Genomic DNA, 15,742 nt, shown 5'->3' on the forward strand with positions numbered 1-15,742 from the left:
ACAGGGCGCGCCAGTCCACCGGCACCCCCCGCACGTGTGCGTGGGCCAGGGCGGTGACGGCTGTGTGCGGCTCGGGCCGCGTCCAGGAAGCGCACGGGGCGGCGGGCGTGCCGGACCCAGTACTCGTACGTGGTCAGCTCCTCGGCGCCGGCGAGCTGCCCCGTCAGGGTGGAGACGACCGGGATGGCGGGCGCGGCGAAGGTGAGCCCCTTCGCGACCGTCTGGAATTCGTCCAGCATCGCGTCCATGTGCGGCGAGTGGAAGGCGTGGCTGACGCGGAGCCGCTTGGTCCTGCGTCCCAGAGCGGAGAGTTCGGCTCCGACGGCCTCCACGGCCTCCTCGTCGCCCGAGAGCACCACGGAGGTGGGGCCGTTGACGGCGGCGATGTCCAGCAGGTCCTCCCGCCCGGCGAGCAGCGGCAGCACCTCCCGCTCCTCGGCCTCCACGGCGAGCATCGCGCCGCCGCCGGGCAGCGCCTGCATCAGCCGGCCGCGGGCCGCGACGAGCTGCGCCGCGTCCGCCAGGGAGAGGACGCCGGCGACGTGCGCGGCGGCCAGCTCACCGACGGAGTGCCCGGCGACGAAGTCCGGTCGCACGCCCCAGCCTTCGAGGAGCCGGAAGAGCGCGACCTCGGTGGCGAAGAGGGCGGCCTGCGTGAAGCCGGTCCGGTCCAGCGGCGCCGGGTCCGTGCCGAAGAGGACCTCGAGCAGCGGCTTCTCCAGCCACGGGTCGAGCTCCTCGCACACGGCGTCCAGCGCTGCGGCGTAGGCGGGGTAGACGGTGTACAGCTCCCGTCCCATGCCGAGTCGCTGGCTGCCCTGGCCGGTGAAGAGGAAGGCCGTACGGCCGTCCACGGGGGTGCCCCGCACGGCCGGTGCCGCGCATCCGTCGACCGCTTCGGTGACGGTGGAGGCCACCACGACGGCGCGGTGCGGCAGTCCGGCCCGTCCGAGGGCCAGGGTCCGGCCCGCCGGCGCCAGGTCTCCACGCGCGGCGCCGGCGAGGGCAGCGCCCACCCGGTCCGCCTGCGCGAGCAGAGCCGCGTCGTTGTGCGCGGACAGCAGCAGGGGCACGACCGGCATCGGCGCGGCGGGCGGAGCCACCCCCTCGGCCGGCGGCTGCTCCACGATGACGTGGGCGTTGGTACCGCTGATGCCGAAGGAGGACACGCCTGCCCGGCGCGACCGGTCCGACTCGGGCCACGGCACCGCCTCGGTGAGCAGTTCGACCGCCCCGGCGGACCAGTCCACGTGCGGGCTGGGCTCGTCAATGTGGAGGCTCCTGGGGAGCACCCCGTGCTCCATCGCCATGACCATCTTGATGACCCCGGCCACGCCGGCGGCGGCCTGGGAGTGTCCGATGTTGGATTTCAGGGAGCCCATCAGGAGGGGCGCCGTACGCTCCTGCCCGTACGTGGCGAGTACGGCGCGGGCCTCGATCGGGTCGCCCAGCGTGGTACCGGTGCCGTGGGCCTCCAGTGCGTCGACGTCCGCGGTGGTCAGGCCCGCGTTGGTCAGGGCCTGGCGGATCACCCGCTCCTGCGAGGAGCCGTTGGGGGCGGTGAGGCCGTTGCTCGCACCGTCCTGGTTGACGGCGGTTCCCCGGATCACGCCGAGGACCCGGCGGCCGTTGCGCCGGGCGTCGGAGAGCCGTTCCAGCAGGAGGATTCCGGCGCCTTCGGCCCAGGCCGCCCCGTCCGCCCGGGCGGAGAAGGACTTGCACCGGCCGTCCGGTGCCAGGCCGCGCTGCCTGCTGAACTCCACGAACAGAGTGGGCGCGGCGAGGACGGTCACCCCGCCGGCCAGGGCCAGCCCGCACTCGCCGTTCCGCAGCGCCTGCGCGGCGAGGTGGAGGGAGACGAGGGAGGAGGAGCAGGCGGTGTCGACGGTGATCGCCGGTCCCTGGAGGCCGAAGGTGTAGGCGACGCGGCCGGAGGCGACACTGACCGTGCTGCCGACCGACAGATAGCCCTCCAGGGCCTCGGGGGCGTCCTTCAGGCGTGCCGCGTAGTCGTTGGCCATGACACCGGCGAACACCCCGGTCCGGCTGCCCTTGAGTGAGGCCGGGTCGATGCCCGCGCGTTCGAATGCCTCCCAGCAGATCTCCAGCAGCAGGCGCTGCTGCGGGTCGATGGCGGTGGCCTCACGGGCGCTCACCCCGAAGAGCTCGGGGTCGAACTGCGGGGCGTCGTAGAGGAATCCGCCGTGCCGGGTGTACGAGGTGCCCATGTGGTCGGGGTCCGCGTCGTACAGGCCGTCCAGGTCCCAGCCACGGTCGTCCGGGAACGGGCCGATGGCGTCCCGCTCGTCGGACAGCAGCGCCCACAGCTCCTCCGGCGAGCTGACCTCGCCCGGATAGCGGCAGGCCATCGCGACGATCGCGATCGGCTCGTCGGAGGCGCCGACGGCTGGTTCGGCCTCGGCCGGTGCGGCGGCCCGGCCGAGCAGCTCGGTCCGCAGGAAACCGGCCAGTTCGACCGTACTCGGGTGGTCGAACACCAGCGTCGCGGGCAGCTTCAGACCTGTGGCCGCGTTCAGCCGGTTGCGCAGTTCCACCGCCTTGAGCGAGTCGAAGCCCAGCTCGTTGAAGGCCCGGTCGGGCGCGACCTGGCCGGCGTCGGTGTGCCCCAGCACGGAGGCCACCACGCCGCGGACCAGCTCCAGCAGCGCGCGCTCCTGGTCCTGGGGGGCCAGGGGCGCCAGGCGTTCCCGGAGGGAGTTCCCGCCCGCCCGCTCGCCGGCGGCGGTGCGCCGCGCCGGGCGCGCCAGGCCGTGGAAGAGCGCGGGCAGGGTGCCGTCCTCGCTCCGGGCCCGCAGTCCGGTGTAGTCGAGCAGCGCCGGGACGAGCACCGGGCGGCGGGTCGCGAGGGCCGCGTCAAACAGCGCAAGCCCCTGCTCGCTGCCGAGGGGGGCGATGCCGCCCCGGGCCATGCGGGCGAGGTCGGCCTCGGTCAGGTGACCGGTCATCCCGCTGCCCTCGGCCCACAGCCCCCAGGCCAGCGACGTACCGGGCAGGCCGAGGGCCTGGCGGTGGTGCGCGAGGGCGTCCAGATAGGTGTTGGCCGCGGCGTAGTTGGCCTGCCCCGCCGTGCCGACCGTACCGGCGAGCGAGGAGAACAGGACGAACGCGTCCAGGTCCAGGTCGGCCGTCAGCTCGTGCAGGTGCCGGGCGGCGTCGACCTTGGGGCGCAGTACGTCGTCGAGCTGCCGGGCGGTGAGGGCGTGCAGCGTGCCGTCGTCGAGGACACCGGCGGTGTGCAGGACGGCGGTGAGCGGGTGCTCCGAGGGGATCGCGTCCAGCAGCGCGGCGACCGCCGTGCGGTCGGCAGTGTCGCAGGCGACCACGGACACGGCGGCTCCGTGGGCGGCGAGTTCGGCCTCCAGCTCCGGCATGCCCGCCGCGTCCCGGCCACGGCGGCTCACCAGCAGCAGCTGCCGTACGCCGTGGGCGGTGACGAGGTGGCGGGCGAACAGCCGGCCCAGGGTGCCGGTGGCGCCCGTGACGAGCACGGTGCCCGCGGGGTCCAGGGCGGGCACGGTGTCGTCGCCAGCCGTGGGCGAGGTGACCAGCCGGGGTACGAGCAGCGCCCCGTCGCGCAGGCTCACCTGCGCGTCCGGTACGGCCAGCGCGCGGCCGAGCTCGGCCTCGGAGACGTCCCAGTCCGTCAGGTCCAGCAGCCCGAACCGGCCGGGGTGCTCGGCCATGGCGGTCCGCACCAGCCCCCAGACGGGAGCGGAGCCGAGTCCGGCCTCCGTGCGGGCGGTGGTCGCGTCGCGGGTCACGAAGACCAGGCGCGAGTCGGCGAACCGCTCCTCGGCGAGCCACTCCTGGGCCAGCCGCAGAGCCCGGTGGGCCACGGCGCCGGGGCCGTCCTCACCGGGGAACGGGACCACCACGAGCGGCGGGGCACCGACCGTGCCGGCGAGGTCCGGGTAGCTGCCCAGAGGGGCCGGCAGACCGGGACCGGAGGCGCCGACGACGGCCCACCCGGTGGCCGGGGCGGCCTCCGGGGCGGTCGTCCACTCCACCTGAAGCAGCGGCCGGCGGGGCGCGCCCGAGCCGGCGATCCGCGCGGGGTCCACGGCCCGCAGGCCGAGCGTCCTCACCGACGCGATCGGCGCACCGCTCGCGTCGGCGAGGGAGAGGGCGGCGCCCGAGCCCTCCGGAGTGATCCGTACGCGCACCACACCGGCGTCCACCGCGTACAGCCGGACGCCGGTCCAGGCGAACGGCAGCGCCAGGCGGCCGTCCTCCGCGAGCGCCAGCGGGTGCAGGGCGGCGTCGAGGAGGGCCGGGTGGATCCCGAACTCGCCCGGGGCGACGCCCTCCGGGAGCGCGACCTCGGCGAACATCTCCCGGCCGGCGCGCCACAGCGCCCGCAGGCCCTGGAAGGCGGGCCCGTACTGGAAGCCCCGCTCGGCGAGCGTGTCGTAGGCCGCCGTCAGGTCGACCGGTTCGGCGCCGGCCGGGGGCCACGGGGTGCCGGCCTGTACGGCCGGACCTTCCTTCGCGTGGCCCAGTACGCCGGTGGCGTGCAGGGTCCACGGGTGGACGGCGGCGGCGTCGGGCTCGGGTTCCGGGCGGGAGTGCACGGACAGCGCGCGCCGGCCCTCCTCGTCCGGGGCGTCGACCACGACCTGGAGCTGGACTCCGCCACGGCCGGCCAGCACCAGGGGGGCCTGGAGGGTCAGCTCGTCGAGCTCGTCGAGGCCGGTATGGTCACCCGCCCGGATGGCGAGGTCCACGAAGGCGGTACCGGGGAGCAGCACGGTGCCGGCCACGGCGTGGTCCGCGAGCCAGGGCTGCAAGGTCAGGGAGACCCTGCCGCTGAGGACCAGCTTGTCCTGGTCGGCCGTCCAGAGCGCGGCGCCGATGAGCGGGTGCCGCTCGGCGGCCATGCCGAGCCCGCCCGCGTCCCCGGCCGACGCCGGGCCCTCCAGCCAGTGGCGCCGGCGCTGGAAGGGGTAGGTCGGCAGGTCGACGACCGCGCCGGGCCCGCCGACCACCGCGGTCCAGTCGAGCGGGGCGCCCGAGACGTGGGCCTGCGCGGCGGAGGCGAGGAAGTCGTCGATTCCGCCCTCGTCACGGTGGAGCGAGGGCACGGTGACGGCACTGTCGTACGGCGTGTCGTCGATCGTCTCCTGGAGCGCGACGGTCAGCACCGGGTGGGCGCTGGCCTCGATGAACACGCGGTGGCCCTGTGCGAGCAGGGTCCGGGTGGCCTCCTCCAGCCGGACGGTCCGGCGCAGGTTGCTGAACCAGTACGAGCCGTCGAGCTCCGTGCCGTCCAGCGGCTGCCCGGTGACGGTGGAGAGGAAGGGCACATCGACGGCGCGCGGGGTGAGCGAGGACAGGGCGTCGAGCAGCTCGTCCCGCACGCTGTCCACGTGCGCGGAGTGGGAGGCGTAGTCGACCGGGATGCGCTTGGCGCGCAGGCCGTTGGCCTTGCAGTGGGCGACCAGCTCCTCCAGGGCGGTCACCTCTCCGGCGACCACCACGGAACGCGGACCGTTGTGCGCGGCAATGTCGATCGCGCCGTCCCACCGCGCGACGAGCTCACCCACCTCACCCGCCGGCAAGGCCACCGAGACCATCCCACCCGTACCCGCCAGCCTCACGATCGCCCGACTGCGCAACGCCACGACCTTCGCCGCGTCCTCCAGCGACAACGCCCCCGACACCACCGCCGCCGCGATCTCACCCTGCGAATGCCCCACCACCGCATCCGGCTCCACACCCACCGAACGCCACAACGCCGCCAACGACACCATCACCGCCCACAACGCCGGCTGCACCACATCCACCCGATCGAAACCAGGCGCACCCTCCGCACCCCGCAACACATCCAGCAACGACCACTCAGTGAACGGCGCCAACGCCCGCTCACACTCCCCCAGACGAGCAGCGAACACCGGCGACACCTCCACCAGCCCCACCGCCATACCCCGCCACTGCGACCCCTGACCCGGAAACACGAACACCGTCGTGCCCGGACCGGTGACGGTGCCCCGCACCAGGTTCGGCGCGGGCCCGCCCGAGGCCAGCGCGTCGAGACCGGCGAGCAGTTCGTCGCGGCCGGCGCCGGAGACCGCCGCCCGGAAGGGGAGGTGCGGGGCGCGGGTGGCGAGAGCCGAGGCCACCCGTGCCGGGTCGACGGTCTCCGGGGCCAGCAGCTCGCGCACCTGGCCGGCGCGCGCCGCCAGGGCCGCCTCGCTCTTCGCCGAGACCACCAGCGGAAGTCCCGCCACCACCGGCTCACCGGCCGCGGCAGGCTCGGGGCCCTGCTCCAGGACCACATGGGCGTTCGTACCGCTGATACCGAACGAGGACACGGCCGCGCGGCGCGGACGCGCCACCTCCGGCCACGGCCGGCGCTCGGTGACCAGCTCCACCGCACCCGCCGACCAGTCGACGTGGGGTGTGGGCTCGTCCACGTGCAGCGTCGGCGCGAGCTCCCCGTGGCGCATCGCCATCAGCATCTTGATGATGCCCGCGACACCCGCGGCGGCCTGCGTGTGACCGATGTTCGACTTGACCGAACCCAGCCGCAGGGGCTCCTCGCGTTCCTGACCGTAGGTGGCGAGCAGCGCGTTGGCCTCGATCGGGTCACCGAGCCGGGTGCCGGTGCCGTGCGCCTCGACCGCGTCCACCTCGTGCGGGGCGAGACGAGCGTTGGCGAGGGCCTGGCGGATGACGCGTTCCTGCGAGGGCCCGTTGGGGGCGGTGAGGCCGTTGCTCGCACCGTCCTGGTTGACCGCGGAACCCCGGATCACCCCCAGCACGGTGTGCCCGAGCCGCTGGGCGTCCGACAGCCGCTCCAGCACCAGCATGCCCGCGCCCTCGCCCCAGCCCGTACCGTCCGCCGACGCCGCGAACGACTTGCAGGTGCCGTCCGGCGACAGACCGCGCTGACGCGAAAACTCGACGAAGGTCGTCGGCGTGGACATCACGGTGACCCCGCCGGCGAGTGCCATCGAGCACTCGCCCTGGCGCAGCGCCTGAGCGGCCAGGTGCACCGCCACCAGGGAGGACGAACACGCCGTGTCCAGCGTCACCGCCGGTCCTTCCAGACCGAACGTGTAGGCCACCCGGCCCGACAGGACACTGGAGATCGTGCCCGTCAGGAGATGCCCCTCAAAGCCCTGCGGCGCACGTCCCAGCCGCGACCCGTAGTCGTTGTACATCACACCCGCGTAGACACCGGTCGAGGAGCCGCGCAGCGAGGCGGGGTCGACTCCCGCACGCTCCAACGCCTCCCAGGCGACCTCCAGCAGCACCCGCTGCTGCGGGTCGGTCGCGATCGCCTCACGCGGACTCAGGCCGAAGAACTCGGCGTCGAAGTCGGCGGACCCGTAGAGGAATCCGCCCTTGCGGGTGTACGACGTGCCGGTCTTGTCGGGGTCCGGGTCGTAGAGGCTCTCCACGTCCCATCCTCGGTCGGCCGGGAACTCGTCGATCGCGTCCCGGCCCTCCGCGACGAGCCGCCACAGGTCCTCCGGCGAGGAGACCCCGCCCGGATAGCGGCATCCCATACCGACCACGGCGATCGGCTCGTCCGTTCCCTGGGCGTGGGCGGCCACCGACGGGACGACGGCCGTCCCGGTCGCGTCGAGCCGGTCCAGCAGGAAGTCCGCCACCGCCCGGGGCGACGGGTGGTCGAACACGAGGGTGGTGGGCAGGCGCAGCCCGGTCACCGCGCTGAGCCGGTTGCGCAGTTCGACACCCGTGAGGGAGTCGAAGCCGATGTCCATGAACGCCTTGACCGGGTCGATGCCGGCGCCGGCCCCGTGTCCGAGGACCAGCCCCACGGTCTCCCGTACGGTCCGGAGCACGGCCTGGGCCCGCTCCTCCGCGCCCAGCGCGTTCAGCCGCCCGGCCCACGACGAGCCGGCGCCGGTGGTGGCCGCCTGCCGGCGGCGGACGCGGACCAGGCCGGTGAACAGCTCGGGAAGCGTGTTCTCAGCGGCACGGGCCCGCAGGGCGCGCAGGTCGAGTTCGGCGGGGACCAGCAGCGGCTCCGCCGAGGCGAGCGCCGCGTCAAAGAGGTCGAGGCCCAGTTCCGGGGTCAGCGGGACGATCCCGCTCCGCTTCCACCGCGCGACATCTGCGTCGGCGAGGGTCGCGGCCATGCCGTCGACGCTGTCCCACAGGCTCCACGCTAGGGAGGTGGCGGGCAGGTTCCGGGCGCGGCGGTGCTGCGCGAGGGCGTCGAGGAAGGTGTTCGCGGCGGCGTAGTTGGCCTGGCCGGCGTTACCCATGAGACCTGCGATGGACGAGAACATCACGAACGAGGCGAGGCCGCGGGACTCGGTGAGGCGGTGGAGGTTCCAGGCCGCGTCCACCTTCGGACGCATCACGCGCTCCAGCTGACCGGCCGACAGCGAGGCGACCGTCGTGTCGTCCAGGACACCCGCCGTGTGCACCACGGCGGTCAGCGGACGCTCGGCCGCGACCTCGTCCAGCAGACCGGCCAGCGCGCCGAGGTCCGACACGTCACAGGCCGCCACGCGCGCCCGCGCGCCCGCCTCCGCCAGCTCCGCCACGAACTCGGCGGCCCCCGGCGTCCCACCCCCGCGACGCGACACCAGCAGCAGGTGCCGGGCACCGTGATGCGTCACCAGGCGGCGCGTCACCAGCCGGCCCAGCGTGCCCAGAGCACCGGTCACCAGGACCGTGCCCTCCGGGTCCAGATCCTCCGCCACGCCCGCCGCGACACCCTCGGCACGCGTCAGGCGCGGCACGAACAGCGCGCCGCCCCGCACCGCCACCTCGGGCTCACCCGACGCCAGTACGGTGGGCAGCAGTTCCGCCCCGCCCTCGTCGACGTGGGCGAGGACCAGCCGGCCGGGCTGCTCGGTCTGCGCGGTACGGATCAGGCCCACGAGCGGGGCCGTGTGCAGCGCGCCGTCCGGGACGACGAGGACGAGGCGGCTGTCCGCGAACCGCGGGGCGGCCAGCCACTCCTGTACCGTCTCCAGCCCGCGCGAGGCGGTGGAGTGGGTCCGGTCGAGTACGTCACCGGTGCCGTCGTCGACGAGTTCCCGCTCGCCGATCACCACGAACTCCGGCACATCGGATCCGGCGTCGAGCGCGGCGCCGAGGGCGGCGAGGTCAGCGTAGGGCGCCTCGCCCAGCCGGACCCACCGCCGGCCGGCGACCGGCTCGGCCGCCGGGACGGGCTCCCAGGCCACCCGGTACAGGGACTCCACGGCCGGGCCGGCGACGGCGATCCGGTCGCGGGCGACCGGCCGCAGGATGACCGACTCGATGGTCGCCACCGGAGCGCCGGCGCCGTCGGCGAGAGCGAGACGGGCCGTGTCCTGGCCGGTCCGGGTCCAGTGGACGCGCACCACCGTGGCGCCGACCGCATGCGGCGCGAAGCCCGCGAACGAGAACGGCAGTCGGATCGTGGTGTCGTCCTGCGCCGAGGCCGCGGCCTCCAGCACGAGCGGGTGCAGGACCGCGTCGAGCAGGGCGGGGTGCACCCCGAAGCGCGCGGCTCCCGGGTGGAGCTGCTCGGGCAGGACGGCCTCGGCGAACAGGTCGTCACCGGCGCGCCAGGCGGCCCGTAGCCCCTGGAAGGCCGGCCCGTAGCCGTAGCCCAGGTCGCCGAGGCGGTCGTAGACGCCGTCCAGCGGGACGGGCGTGGCGCCTGCCGGGGGCCATGTCTCCAGGGAGACACCCGGCGAGGGGACGGCGGAGGTGAGCAGGCCGGTCGCGTGGGCGGTCCACTGCTCCTCACCGGTCCGTGCGTACACGGTGAACCGGCGGTCGCCGCGCACGTCGGCCCGGTCGACGGTCAGCCGCAGCTGAGCGCCCGTCGTCCCCGGGAGAGCCAGGGGGGCCTGGAGGGTGAGCTCCTCGACGCCGGCGTATCCCAGCTGTTCGGCCGCGGCGCCCGCGAGCTCCAGGAAAACCGTCCCCGGTACCAGGACCGTCCCACCGATCGCGTGATCGGCCAGCCACGGGTGCGAGGACGACGAGACCGAAGCCGAGAACTGGACCGCGTCACCGTCCGGCTCCGTGATCACCGCAGCCAGCAGCGGGTGATCCACAGCCGTCAGACCCAGACCCGCCGCGTCACCGGAGCGCGGCGCGTCCAGCCAGAAGCGTTCGCGCTGGAAGGCATACGTCGGCAGCTCCACCACACCGGAGCCCGGCAGGAACCGCTCCCAGTCCACACCCGCGCCGTGTGCGTGCACAGCGCCCAGGGCGGCGAGCAGGGAACGCTTCTCGGGACGGTCCTTGCGCAGCACCGGAACCGTGACGACGTCTTCGGTGCCGTCCAGGCACTCGCCCGTCAGAGCCGCGAGTGTCCCGTCGGGGCCCAGCTCCACGAGCGCCGTCACACCGAGGCCGGCCAGCGTGGCGATGCCGTCGGCGAAACGGACCGCCGAACGGGCCTGCACGGCCCAGTACTCGGGAGTGAACTCCTCGACCACCTCACCGGTGACATTCGAGACGACCGGGATCCGGGGAGCCGAATGGGTCAGGGTCCGGGCGATCTCGGTGAGCTCCGCCAGCATGCCGTCCAGGTGCGCGGAGTGGAAGGCGTGGCTCACCTTCAGCCGTGTGGCCCGCACGCCCTCCCCGCGCGCCAGCTCCAGGACGTCGAGCACGGCCGTCTCGTCGCCCGAGATCACGGTGGCTGCAGGGCTGTTGACCCCGGCCACCTCCACCCCGGAGCGGCCCTCCAGCCACCCGGCGACGCGCGCCTCCCCCGCGTTCAGGGCGGCCATCGCCCCGCCCTCGGCAACACCCTCCATCAGACGCGCCCGCGCGCACACCAGACGCGCGGCGTCCTGGAGCGACAGCACACCCGCCACATGGGCCGCCGCCAGCTCACCCACCGAATGACCCACCAGGTAGTCCGGGGTCACCCCGTAACGGGTCAGCAGACGGAACAGGGCCACCTCGACCGCGAACAACGCCGGCTGGGTGTAGAGGGTCCGCCGCAGCAGCTCCGGCTCGCCCTCGATCACCTCGGCGAGCGAACGGTCCAGGTGGACGTCCAACGCCTCCGCGGCCTCGTCGAACGCAGCCGCGAACACCGGCTCCGCCGCGTACAGCTCGCGGCCCATACCCACCCGCTGACTGCCCTGCCCCGAGAACAGGAACGCCACCGGGCCCGCCGATGCGGCCTCACCCGGAGTCAACGCCCGCAGGGCGCCGAGGAGTTCCTCGCGGGTCTCCCCCACGACCACCGCGCGATGGGCGAATCGGGCACGTGACACGGCCAGCGCACGGCCCACGGCCGCGGCGTCCAGCTCCGGCCGTTCCTCCAGGAACGACACCAGCCGCTGCGCCTGCTCCGACAGAGCGGCCCGAGACCTGCCCGACACCACCCACGGCACCGGTCCCGGCACCGACGGCTCCGCCACCGGGGCTTCGGTCTCCGTCACCTGCTCGACGATGAGGTGTGCGTTGGTACCGCTGATTCCGAACGACGAGACGGCTGCCCGGCGCGGGCGACCGCGCTCCGGCCACTGCTCGGCCCGCGTCAGCAGCTCCACCGCGCCGGCCGACCAGTCGACGTGCGAGGTCGCCTCGTCCACGTGCAGCGTCGCCGGGAGCACCCCGTGCCGCATGGCCATGACCATCTTGATCACGCCCGCGACACCCGCCGCGGCCTGCGTGTGACCGACGTTCGACTTCAGCGAGCCGAGGCGGAGCGGCTCCTCGCGGTCCTGGCCGTAGGTGGCCAGGAGCGCCTGCGCCTCGATCGGGTCGCCGAGCCTGGTGCCCGTGCCGTGCGCCTCCACCGCGTCCACCTCGGACGCCGACAGGCGGGCGTCGGCCAGCGCGGCGCGGATGACCCGCTCCTGCGCGGGCCCGTTCGGGGCCGCCAGGCCGTTGCTCGCCCCGTCCTGGTTCACGGCGGAACCACGGATCACCGCGAGCACCCGGTGCCCGTTGCGTTCCGCGTCCGACAACCGCTCCAGCACCAGCAGGCCCACGCCCTCGGCCCAGCCCGTACCGTCCGCCGACGACGAGAACGCCTTGCACCGCCCGTCCGGCGACAGCCCGCGCTGCCGGGAGAACTCCACGAACATGCCGGGCGTGGCCATGACGGACACACCGCCGGCGAGCGCCATGGAGGACTCGCCCTGGCGCAGCGACCGCGCGGCGAGGTGGAGTGCGACGAGTGAGGACGAGCAGGCGGTGTCGACCGTCACCGCCGGGCCTTCGAGACCGAAGGTGTAGGCCAGCCGGCCCGAGGCCACACTGGCGGTGTTGCCCGTCAGCAGGTAGCCGTCGTGTCCGCCGGACGGCTCGTGCAGCCTCGGCCCGTACTCCTGCGCCGTGGCGCCCACATACACACCGGTTCGGGTGCCGCGCAGGGCGGCGGGGTCGATGCCCGCCTGCTCCAGGGCCTCCCAGGCCGTCTCCAGCAGCAGCCGCTGCTGGGGCTCCATCGCCGCCGCCTCCCGGGGGCTGATGCCGAAGAACTCGGCGTCGAACCGGTCCGCGTCATGCAGGAAGCCGCCCTGGGTGGCATAGGTCGTGCCGGGGCTGTCCGGATCGTCGGTGAAGAGCGCGTCGAGGTCCCAGCCCCGGTTGGCCGGGAATGGGCCGATCGCGTCGACCTCGTCGCTGACCAGGTTCCACAGGTCCGCGGGGGAGGCGACCCCGCCCGGCAGCCGGCACGCCATGCCCACGATCGCGATCGGCTCGTCGAGCGCCACGGCCTCGTAGGCGTCGTCGTCCAGGCCCTGGTCCTGGCCTTCGTACAGGTCCTCGTACAGCTCCTCGTCCGGAGGGGGGTCCTCGGCCAGGTCCGGGAGCTGAGCGCCGAGGTGTGCGGCGAGTACGGCCGGGGTCGGGTGGTCGAAGAGGAGGCCGGCGGGCAGCGACAGCCCGGTGGCCCTGTTCAGCGCGTTCCGGAGCTCGACGGACGAGACGGAGTCGAAGCCCAGGTCCTTGAAGGTCGTGTCGATGTCGACGTCACGCGCCGAGCCGTGGCCGAGCACCGCCGCCGCGTGCGCACGCACCAGCTCCAGGGCGTCGCCGCGCGGCGCGGACCTCTTCCGGCCGCTCCGCCGTGCCACGGCGGTCCGGGCCGGGGCCGGCCCGGCCGCCGTGCCCTCCAGCCAGTAGTGCTCACGCTGGAAGGCGTACGTGGGCAGATCCACCAGCCCCGGACCCGGCAGCAGACGCTCCCAGTCCACCTCCACGCCGTTGGCGTGCGCCTCCGCGACCGAGGTCAGAAAACGGTCCTGCCCCCCGTCGTCGCGGCGCAGCGATCCGACGACGACGGTGCCGCCGACTCCGGCCTCCTCGGCCGTGTCACTGAGGGCCGAGGCGAGCACCGGGTGGGCGCTGACCTCGATGAAGACGTGATGCCCGTCGTCGAGCAGAGCGCGGGTGGCTTCCTCCAGCCGGACGGTCCGGCGCAGGTTGCTGAACCAGTACGAGCCGTCGAGCTCCGTGCCGTCCAGCGGCTGCCCGGTGACGGTGGAGAAGAACGGGATGTCACCCGCACGCGGCGTGACATCGGCCAACAGCTCCCGCAGCTCGTCCCTCAGCAGGTCGACGTGGGCGGAGTGGGAGGCGTAGTCGACCTTGATGGTGCGGGCACGGTACCCCTCGGCCTCACCGCGCGCGACGAGGTCGGCCAGGGCCTCCGGGTCGCCGGAGACGACCGTGCTCCGGGGACCGTTGTGCGCGGCGATGTCGATCGCGCCGTCCCACCGCGCGACGAGCTCACCCACCTCACCCGCCGGCAAGGCCACCGAGACCATCCCACCCGTACCCGCCAGCCTCACGATCGCCCGACTGCGCAACGCCACGACCTTCGCCGCGTCCTCCAGCGACAACGCCCCCGACACCACCGCCGCCGCGATCTCACCCTGCGAATGCCCCACCACCGCATCCGGCTCCACACCCACCGAACGCCACAACGCCGCCAACGACACCATCACCGCCCACAACGCCGGCTGCACCACATCCACCCGATCGAAACCAGGCGCACCCTCCGCACCCCGCAACACATCCAGCAACGACCACTCAGTGAACGGCGCCAACGCCCGCTCACACTCCCCCAGACGAGCAGCGAACACCGGCGACACCTCCACCAGCCCCACCGCCATACCCCGCCACTGCGACCCCTGACCCGGAAACACGAACACCGTCCTACCGGGGCCTCCCGGCACCGCACGGCCCGTCACCACACCGGCCGCAGGCAGGCCCTCGGCCAACGCCCGCACACCCGACAGCAGTTCGTCGGGGGTCTGCCCCACGACCACCGCACGGTGATCGAAGCGGGCACGCGACGCCGCGAGCGAGCGGCCCACCGCCACGGCGTCCAGCTCCGGCCGCTCCTCCAGGTACGACACGAGCCGCCCGGCCTGGCCGGCCACGGCTTCGGCCGACCTGCCCGACAGCACCCACGGCACCGCACCCGTGCCGGACGCGGCGGCAGGCGGACCCTCCGCAGGCCCGGTGCGCCAGTCCGACAGCACGACGTGGCAGTTCGTACCGCCCACGCCGAACGAGCTGACGCCTCCGTAGAGCGGTTCGTCCGGCCGCGGCCATGCCTCGACGCCGCGCTGCACGGCCAGCTTCAACGCGTCGAAGGGGATGTCGGGGTTCGGGGTCTCGAAGTTGAGGCTCGGCACGAGCTCGCGGTGACGGATGCAGAGCGCCGCCTTCAGCAGGCCGACGATGCCGGCGGCACCCTCCAGGTGCCCGACGTTCGTCTTCACCGATCCGACCCGCAGTGCGGCTCCGTCCGCGCGGCCGTCACCGAGCACCGCGCCCAGAGCCAACGCCTCGATCGGGTCGCCCACTTTGGTGCCCGTGCCGTGCAGTTCGACGTACTGGACCTGCTCGGCGGCCACGCCGGCACGCCGGTACGCCTGCCGCAGGACCTCCTGTTGGCCGGCCGAACTGGGCACGGTGAGGCCCTCGGTGGTCCCGTCGTTGTTCATCGCGCTGCCGCGCAGCACGCAGTAGACCGGGTCTCCGTCCGCCACGGCGGCGTGCAGTGGCTTGAGCAGGACGAACGCGCCGCCCTCACCGCGTACGTATCCGTTCGCCCTCGCGTCGAACGTGAAGCTGAGGCCGTCCGGTGACAGGGCGCCGAACCGCTCGGCGCTGGTGGTGCTGTCCGGCACCAGGTTGAGGCTGACCCCGCCGGCCAGGGCCATGGTGGACTCGCCGCGGCGCAGGCTCTCGGCTGCCAGGTGCACGGCGACCAGTGAGGAGGACTGGCCGGTGTCCACGGCCGCGCTCGGTCCGTGCAGACCCAGGGTGTAGGAGATCCGGTTGGCGATGACACCACGGTTGAGACCGGTCAGGGTGTGGCGGGTGACGCCGTCGCCCCCGTGCTGACGCGTGAGCGCGGCGTAGTCGTCGGCGATGACACCGACGAAGACACCGGTCCGGCTGTCGGCGAGAGCGGACGGGAGGATCCTGGCGTCCTCCAGCGCCTCCCAGGCCAGCTCCAGCATCAGCCGCTGCTGCGGGTCCATCGACGCCGCCTCACGCGGGCTGACGCCGAAGAAGCCCGCGTCGAAGCCGCTGACGTCCTCCAGATAGCCCCCCGGCCGGGAGGGCAGTCCGGGGCGCCCCGCCGGGGGCGCGCCGATCGCACTGCGGCCCTCGCGCAGCAGCCGCCACAGTTGCGCGGGGTTCTCCGCGTGCGGCAGTCGGCAGGACATACCGACGACGGCGATCGCCTCGGCCGATATCGACGTGTCAGCTTGGAATTCAACCATGGTCGAGTACGCCCTACCTATTG

The 15,742-nt window shown here is 73.9% G+C and carries 1 pseudogene; it reads right to left on the reverse strand.

Going from position 1 to position 15,742, the window contains the following annotated elements:
- Positions 1 to 125: 125 nt before the first annotated feature.
- Positions 126 to 15,719 (reverse strand): annotated as a pseudogene (locus tag AB0F38_RS19490) (type I polyketide synthase); the annotation flags it as partial.
- Between the last annotated feature and the right edge of the window lie 23 nt (positions 15,720 to 15,742).

Origin of the sequence: Streptomyces sp. NPDC025273, assembly GCF_040638585.1 — a bacterium.
In the GTDB taxonomy this organism is placed as follows: domain Bacteria; phylum Actinomycetota; class Actinomycetes; order Streptomycetales; family Streptomycetaceae; genus Streptomyces; species Streptomyces cinereorectus.